Source organism: Streptomyces europaeiscabiei, assembly GCF_001550375.1.
Lineage (GTDB): Bacteria > Actinomycetota > Actinomycetes > Streptomycetales > Streptomycetaceae > Streptomyces > Streptomyces europaeiscabiei.
The window spans coordinates 1-7210 of the sequence record NZ_LRTR01000447.1 but is presented as its reverse complement, the minus strand read 5'-3'; the positions used below and the strand labels follow the sequence as shown (position 1 = coordinate 7210).

The 7210-nt window shown below is 72.0% G+C and carries 4 protein-coding genes and 2 pseudogenes; 1 reads left to right on the top strand and 5 read right to left on the bottom strand.

What is annotated here, in order from left to right; genetic code table 11:
* On the top strand, positions 1-651 hold a 651-nt coding region (locus AWZ10_RS21715), incomplete at its 5' end, for a TerD family protein (RefSeq protein ID WP_208618538.1).
* 308 nt (positions 652-959) lie between these two features.
* On the opposite strand, the gene AWZ10_RS21710 is transcribed toward AWZ10_RS21715, so the two are convergent.
* The 5 genes and pseudogenes from AWZ10_RS21710 to AWZ10_RS21690 form a co-directional block, all read right to left on the bottom strand.
* Positions 960-1979: a 1-aminocyclopropane-1-carboxylate deaminase gene (locus AWZ10_RS21710; protein ID WP_060891850.1), complete on the bottom strand. Its 1020-nt coding sequence runs from the start codon at positions 1977-1979 to the stop codon at positions 960-962.
* Positions 1980-2023: 44 nt separating this feature from the next.
* Positions 2024-2866: a GntR family transcriptional regulator gene (locus AWZ10_RS21705; RefSeq protein ID WP_046707901.1), complete on the bottom strand. Its 843-nt coding sequence runs from the start codon at positions 2864-2866 to the stop codon at positions 2024-2026.
* A gap of 137 nt (positions 2867-3003) precedes the next feature.
* Positions 3004-4254, bottom strand: a pseudogene (locus tag AWZ10_RS21700) (TROVE domain-containing protein); the annotation flags it as partial.
* A 776-nt stretch (positions 4255-5030) separates the two neighbouring features.
* On the bottom strand, positions 5031-6515 hold the full coding sequence (locus tag AWZ10_RS21695; RefSeq protein WP_060891849.1) for an alkaline phosphatase PhoX: 1485 nt from the start codon (positions 6513-6515) through the stop codon (positions 5031-5033).
* A gap of 251 nt (positions 6516-6766) precedes the next feature.
* Positions 6767-7210 (bottom strand): annotated as a pseudogene (locus AWZ10_RS21690) (hypothetical protein); the annotation flags it as partial.

Sequence of the window (7210 nt, the reverse complement as noted above, 5' to 3'; positions counted from 1 at the left end):
GACCCGCGCGTCACCGCGCCCCCGGTACCCCCCGCCCCTCCGGCCGCACCCCCGGCCCCGGCCCCCGGCGCCGGCAAGATCAACCTGGACAAGGGCCGCGTCAGCCTCCAGAAGAACCAGACGGTCTCCCTGGTCAAGGGCGGCCGCCCGCTGCTCTCGCAGGTCAAGATGGGCCTCGGCTGGGAGCCGGCGTACCGGGGCAAGGACATCGACCTCGACGCGTCGGTCATCGCGTACGGCCCGCAGCGCAACCACATCGACAGCTGCTACTTCGGCAAGCTCTCGATCGTGAACGGCGCGATCAAGCACTCCGGTGACAACCTCACCGGCGAGGGCGGCGGGGACGACGAGGTGATCGTGGTCGACCTCGGACGGCTTCCCCAGGAGGTCACCGGGCTGGTCTTCACGGTCAACTCCTTCTCCGGCCAGAAGTTCACCGAGGTCGCCAAGGCCTACTGCCGACTGCTCGACGCCGCGACCGGCGAGGAGCTGGTCCGCTTCGACCTCACCAACGCCGAGGCCCAGACCGGCGTGATGATGGCCAAGCTGATCAAGCAGTTCTCCGGCGAGTGGGACATGACCGCGATGGGCGACTTCGTGAAGTCCCGCACGGTCAGGGGGATGGTGAAGCCCGCCGCGCAGGCACTCTGAGGGCACATCCGCACAACGCCGGGCGTCCCCGAGGAGGGTGCGCCCGGCGGCCCGACCGGCGGGAAGCCCTCCGGCGAGAGCCGGGAACCGCCCCGGCTGTCGGCGGCCCCGCGACGGGCACCCTCGGGCTCCGCCCGCTCGCCGCGTCGGCTCCCCCTGCCGATCGTCCGCCCGCACGCTGTGCGCTGCGTCCGGCCAGGCGCCGGGTCAGGTTCCGGCGCCCGGGCCAGGTTCCGGCGCCCGGGTCCGGGTCCGGGTCCGGCAAAGGCTCCGATGTCCGGGTCAGCCCCGGAGCAGCGCCTCCGGCGTCACTGGATCACTCCGCTGTACGCGTTCAGCGCGGGCTGGCCGCCGAGGTGGGCGTACAGGACGGTGGACTCCGGGCCGATCTCGCCGCGCTCGATCAGGTCGATCATCCCGGCCATCGACTTGCCCTCGTACACGGGGTCGGTGACCATGCCCTCGGTGCGCGCGGCGAGTTGCATGGCGACGAGGGTGGCGTCGTCCGGGACGCCGTAGATCCCGGCGTGGTAGCGCTCGTCCAGCTCGATGTCTTCTACGGTCAACTTCCGCTTGACGCCGATGAGTTGCCCGGTGTTCTGGGCGATACGGGCGATCTGCTCGCGGGTGGGGACCGGCTTGGCCGAGGCGTCGATGCCGAGCACCCGGCGCGGCCGTCCGCCCACCTCCTCGAGCGCGGCGAAACCGGCGACCATGCCGGCCTGGGTCGAGCCGGTCACCGAGCACACGATCACCGTGTCGAAGAAGACACCCAACTCCCGCTCCTGCTCGGCGACTTCGTACGCCCAGCCCGCGAAGCCGAGGCCACCGAGGGGGTGGTCGGAGGCGCCGGCGGGGATGGCGTACGGCTTGCCGCCGTCCTCCTCGACCTCTCTGAGCGCCAGTTCCCAGCTCTCCTTGAAGCCGATACCGAAGCCGGCCCGGACGAGCCGTACGTCGGCCCCGGCCAGCCGGCTGATCAGGATGTTGCCGACCTTGTCGTACACGGGGTCCGGCCAGTCCACCCAACTCTCCTGCACGAGGACGCACTTGAGCCCGGCGCGGGCGGCGACGGCGGCGACCTGGCGGGTGTGGTTGGACTGCACGCCGCCGATGGAGACGAGGGTGTCGCAGCCCTGGGCGAGCGCGTCGGCGACGAGGTACTCCAGCTTGCGGGTCTTGTTGCCGCCGTACGCGATGCCGGAGTTGCAGTCCTCGCGCTTGGCCCAGACGGAGGCGCCGCCGAGGTGGGCGGTCAGCCGCTCCAGCGGGTGGACCGGCGAGGGCCCGAAGAGGAGCGGGTAGCGCTCGAAGGAAGAAAGGGACACGGGTTCTCCCGGGTGGAGTGGGGTGGGGGGCGAGGTCGGTCGGGTCAGTGGCCCGCTTCGCGCACCGGCACGTCGACGGGTTCGTGGGCGGGCTCGTGAACGGGCCGGCGCGCGGATACGCCGACCGGCTCCGCGGCGGACTCGGCGACCGGCCCGTCGCTCGATACGGTCCGCTCGTCACCGGAAGCCTCGACCGGCCCGTCGGCCGGGGCGTCGACCCGCTCGTCGGCCGGGGCGTCGGTCGACTCGTCGGCGAGTGCGGCCAGGCCGCGCCAGATCTCCGCCGTGACACGGACCGCCTCGTCCGTGTCACCGACCGCGCAGGCCTCGATCAACTGCTCGTGCAGTCCGGCCGAGCGGCAGTTGCCGCCCTCGCCGAATCGCCGTCGCTCCAGTCTGCGGATGAGCGGGGTGTAGCGGGCGACGGTGGCGGCGGCCGCGCGGTTGCCGCTCACCCGGACGAGGACGTCGTGCAGGGCGTCGTCGGCGACCAGGGCCGCGTCGACGTCTCCCGTGCGGACGGCCGCCGCGAACCGCGCGTTGGCCGAGCGCATCGTCTCGACGTCCGCCGCGAACAGCCGGGGAACAGCGGTCCGGGTGGCCAGTTCGTGCATGGCGCCGACCACGGCGGCCGCGTCCCGCACATCGGCGGCGACGACGGGCGTGACCCTCGTATAGCTCTGCGGCTTGCTCTCCAGGAGGCCCTCGTCCACCAGCCGGGAGAACGCCTCCCGCACCGGCGCCCGCGACAGCCCCAGCAACTCCGCGAACTCGGCGTCCCGGACCACCGCGCCCGGCTCGATCTCCCCGGCCACGATGGCGTCCCGGATGGCTTGGTAGGCGCGGTCCCTCAGCAGGGTGCGCCCGACCGGTCGTATGGCCTCCATGAACTGAAATGTTAGATGTCAGTACGACCCACGAACAAGAGTGTGGCCCGTATCCCCCATGGGACACGGGCCACACTCACCCCCCGTATGCCACCGGCCCACGGACCGGGGTCACTCAGCGGCCCCAGGGCCCGCCGTCACTCGGCCGCCCACGGCCAGTCGGCGTCCCGGGCGGCCTCAAGCAGCGGCACCATCCGGAAAGCCGCGTCCGAAAGCCCACCGAAGGTGTGGCGGTTCGCCTCGCCGGAGGGGCCGTGGCCCGCCCGGTAGCCGGCGAGGTTCCAGGTGTAGACCGGCACGTGGGCCGGGATCTGCCGGGTCGGGTCGCCGTAGTGGCTGTACCCGGCCTGCTCGTCGGTGACGATCAGCACCCGGTCGTGCTTGCGGTAGTGGCGACGGACGGCCCCGGTCGTGTCGGTGCCGCCCAGGTCGCCGAACCGCCCGATGATCTTCAGCACGGACTCGCCCGCACCGAACTTCACCCTCCGGCTCGTGGACCCGAACTCGACGAGATCCGCGTCCGCCGCCCGCAGCGCGAGCGCCGTGCCGAAGATCGCCGCCGCGTCGGCGTACGTGAGCGACGAGCGGTCGGTCAGCCGCGAGCCGAACATCGAGCCCGAGCGGTCGACCAGGACCAGGGTCCGGCCGGACAGCGCGGGCACGTTGGCCAGCGAGTGGCCGAGCGCCCGCTCCAACGGGTACGCCCAGCGCAGCGAGGGCGCGTGGCGGTACGCCGAGAGGTAGCGGAACGGGAACTGCCGCGACCGTGCGACCTCCGCCGGGTCACTGATCCGAGCCGCGACGTGGGCAGCGACCTCGTCCGAGACGCCCGCCTCGTCGACGTTCCGCAGGTTCCTCGTCAGGGCCATGGCACCCATGGACGGGATGACGGCCTCCCTGGCCGCCTTGTCCATCGGCCCCTGCAGCCAGCCCGCCAGCGCCTCCCAGGTGATGCCCGCGTCGGCGAGACGTCGCGCACCGGCCGCACCGGTCACGACCTTGCGCCGCTTCGCGGGCCGCAGCTCCATCAGGTCACGGTGCGCGGCGAGCATCGGCAGCGACCTGGGCACGACGGCCGTGTCCGGGTTGTGGCGCCGGTCGAGGGCGTACTGGAACAGGTCCCCCTGCCAGGGCTTGTCCGGGTTCGGCGCCGCGTGCACCAGGTTGAGGATGTCGCCGAAGCGGTAGCCCTTGGACGCCGTGTCGTACTTCAGCAGCGACTTGGGGCTGTAGAGCCGTCGTACGGCGTCGGCGACACCCCGCTTCACCGGCTTGGGGATGTTCCGGCCGTACCGCGAGGTCCAGTAGGCGAGCAGCTCGCCGGGCTCGTCCGGGCGGCGCAGGACGGAGTCGACGACCTGACGGTTGGTGGGCCATGGGGTCGCGCCTACCGCCGCTATGCCGTGCGTCTACCGAGCCAGACCTCCTGGTACCGGCGGCTCTGCTTCTGCCTGACAGGCTGCACCCGCGGATTGTTCAAGTGCTTGTAGGTGGGCGTCAGCGCGTGACAGTTCGGGCACAGCAGTCGGACATCCTCCGGACGGTTCTTTGAGCGGTCGCCGTCGATGTGGTCGACGTGTAGCGGAACACGCCCCGAAACAGGGTTGACCTCGGCCCAGCCGCACTTCTCGCAACACTGCCCCCTGAGCAGGACCACCAGGGCTTGGCGCACCCTCCAGTCCGGGCTGCCGTCCTCCCTGGTTCCGCTGACTTCGCCCGCGCTCCACGCCGCGAGCCAGCGCGCAAACGTGCCGGTCCGCTCGTAGCGGTCCTCGTTGAAGCACTCCCACGAGCAGTACGGCCCGTCGCAGCGGGGGCGCCTGCCCGTTGATCCGCAGCGGCGGCACGGCGCGGGCTCCCCACGCCGTGCCGCCGCCTCCTTCCGGCGCGTCACGTTGGCGCAGACCCTGCTGCAATGGACCGCGCCTCGGCTCAGAATGGGCTCCCCGCACTGAGGGCACGGCGGCTTCGGCCTTCGCTTCGCCGCCGCCCGCTGCTTCGCCGTCCCGGCGAGACTGCACCGATTGCTACAGAAGCGCCTGTGCTTCTCTTTCACCGGAGTGCCGCACTGCTCACACGACTTGGACATGCGCGAACGGTATGTCCAGCACCATGGACCGTCCGCAGAATCAGACAGCCCCACCCGTACGAGTGACTCGGCGTTCTAACGCCGCTGCCGCTTCCACGGACCGGTGATCGCGAGCAGAATTCCCGGCGTCTGGATGTTGGCGTACAGGGTCTTTCCGTCGGGTGAGAAGGTGACGCCGGCGAACTCGCTGTACTCCGGCTCGTCCTCGGTGCCGATGTTCAGGTCGTTGCGGGCGATCGGGTACGTACGGCCGCTGTCGGTGGCGCCGAACAGGTGCGAGACGCCCTCGCCGTCCTCGGCCAGGATGATGCCGCCGTACGGGGAGACGGTGATGTTGTCGGGGCCGTCGAGCGCGCCGTCCACGGACGGGTCGGGATTGACGCCGAGCAGGACCTTCAGGGTCAGGGTGCGGCGCTTGGGGTCGTAGAACCAGACCTGGCCGTCGTGCGCGGCGCCGGGGCTCTCCGCACGGGCGTAGGAGGAGACGATGTACGCGCCGCCGTCGCCCCACCACATGCCCTCCAGCTTGCGGGCGCGAGTGATCTCCGTGTCCGCGAACTGCTTGCGCACGGCGACGGTCTTCGCGTCACGGTCGGGGACGTCGATCCAGTCGACCCCGTACACCGTGCCGGTCTTCGTGGCGCGGGACAGGTCGTCGACGAAGCGGCCGCCGGAGTCGTAGCACCTGGGGGCCTGGAGGACGCCCGCGTCGTCGGCGAGGTTACGGAACTTCCCGGGGCCGTAGGTGAATCCCCTGGGCGGGGTCCAGCGGAAGAAGAGGCCGTTGGGGGCCGCCGCGTCCTCGGTGAGGTAGGCGTGGCCGCGCCCGGGGTCGATGACGACGGCCTCGTGGTCGTAGCGGCCGAAGAACTTCAGGGGCTTCGGGGCGCGGTTGGCGCGGCGGTCGCAGGGATCGACCTCGAAGACGTACCCGTGGTCCTTGGTCATGCCGTTGACGCCGGCCCGGTCGGAGTTCTCCTCGCAGGTGAGCCAGGTGCCCCACGGGGTGCTGCCGCCCGCGCAGTTGGTGGACGTGCCCGCGATCCCGACCCACTCGGCGACGCGTCCGCCGGGCCGTACCTCCACCACGGTGCAGCCGCCGGCCGCCGCCGGGTCGTAGACCAGTCCCTCGGTGAGCGGCACCGGGAACTCCCAGTTGGCCCGGGGCCCCTTCAGCTCGTGGTTGTTGACGAGGAGGGTGGTGCCCCGGGGGCCGGGGAAGGCCGCGGTGCCGTCGTGCTTGCCCGGCGTGAACTCGCCCGACTCCAGCTTCGTCTTCCCGCTGTACGTGATGATCCGGTACTTGAAGCCGGCGGGCAGCGCAAGGATGCCCTCGGGGTCGGGCACGAGCGGCCCGTATCCGACTCCACGGTGGCGGTCCGCCCCGCGCTCGGTGCCGTCGCCGGTCGCACCGCCCTGGTCGGCCTCCAGGTCCAGGTCCGCGTCCGTCGACGCGAGGGCGTTCGGCGCGGTGGCGAGTGCGCCGACGCTGCCCGCCAGCGCGACACCGGCCCCGGTGACCGCGGATCGTCTGGCGAAGTCCCTGCGGGTGAGCGGCATGCTGTCTCCTGCGTGGCGGTGGATGACCGTGGGGGCGGACCCGAGCTGTCGCGCCACACGGTCGCGCTCGCGCTTGAACGCCGGTTGAACGGCGGGCGACGCGAGCCCCCCGGCTTCGGTGAACCACCAAATGGGCCGCGCCGCCGAGAAGCGAAACGGGGCGCGGCCCCTGCTTCGCTTCTCAGCGACGCGGGGAAGTGCGCGACGAGCCCCCACTCACCCGCACCCGCCATCGCACAGGCACCCCCGAGCTACTGGGCGCCCCCGCCCGGCCCTTTCTGCGACCGCGCCTTGAACGCCGCCTTGCGGGCCTCCTTCGCCACCCTCTTGTCGGGGTGGATCCGCCCCATCGCCTCAAGGACGTCGGGCGTCGCCGGATGGTCCACCCGCCAGACCGCCGCGAAGAACGAACCGTGCTGCGCCGCCAACCCCTCCACGAGCGCCCGCAGTTCCGCGGAGTTCCCCTCCGCGGCGAGCTGCGCGGCGACCGTGTCGATGGTCAGCCAGAAGACCATGGCCTCGGACGGCGCGGGCACGTCGGCGGCGCCGTGCTCGGTCAGCCACACCCGGGCGAGCCCGCCCAGCTCGGGGTCGTCCAGAACCTCCCGGAGGGCCGGTTCGGCCACGGCCCCCACGAGGGACAGCGCCTGCTGACAGCGCAGCCGCCGCAGCGGGGCGCCCGGGTCGGAGCCTCG

Bases quoted from the DNA above. Each gene is read 5' to 3' on its own strand.
- AWZ10_RS21695 (WP_060891849.1), bottom strand. From the start codon at position 6,515: ATGCCGCTCACCCGCAGGGACTTCGCCAGACGATCCGCGGTCACCGGG.
- AWZ10_RS21705 (WP_046707901.1), bottom strand. From the start codon at position 2,866: ATGGAGGCCATACGACCGGTCGGGCGCACCCTGCTGAGGGACCGCGCC.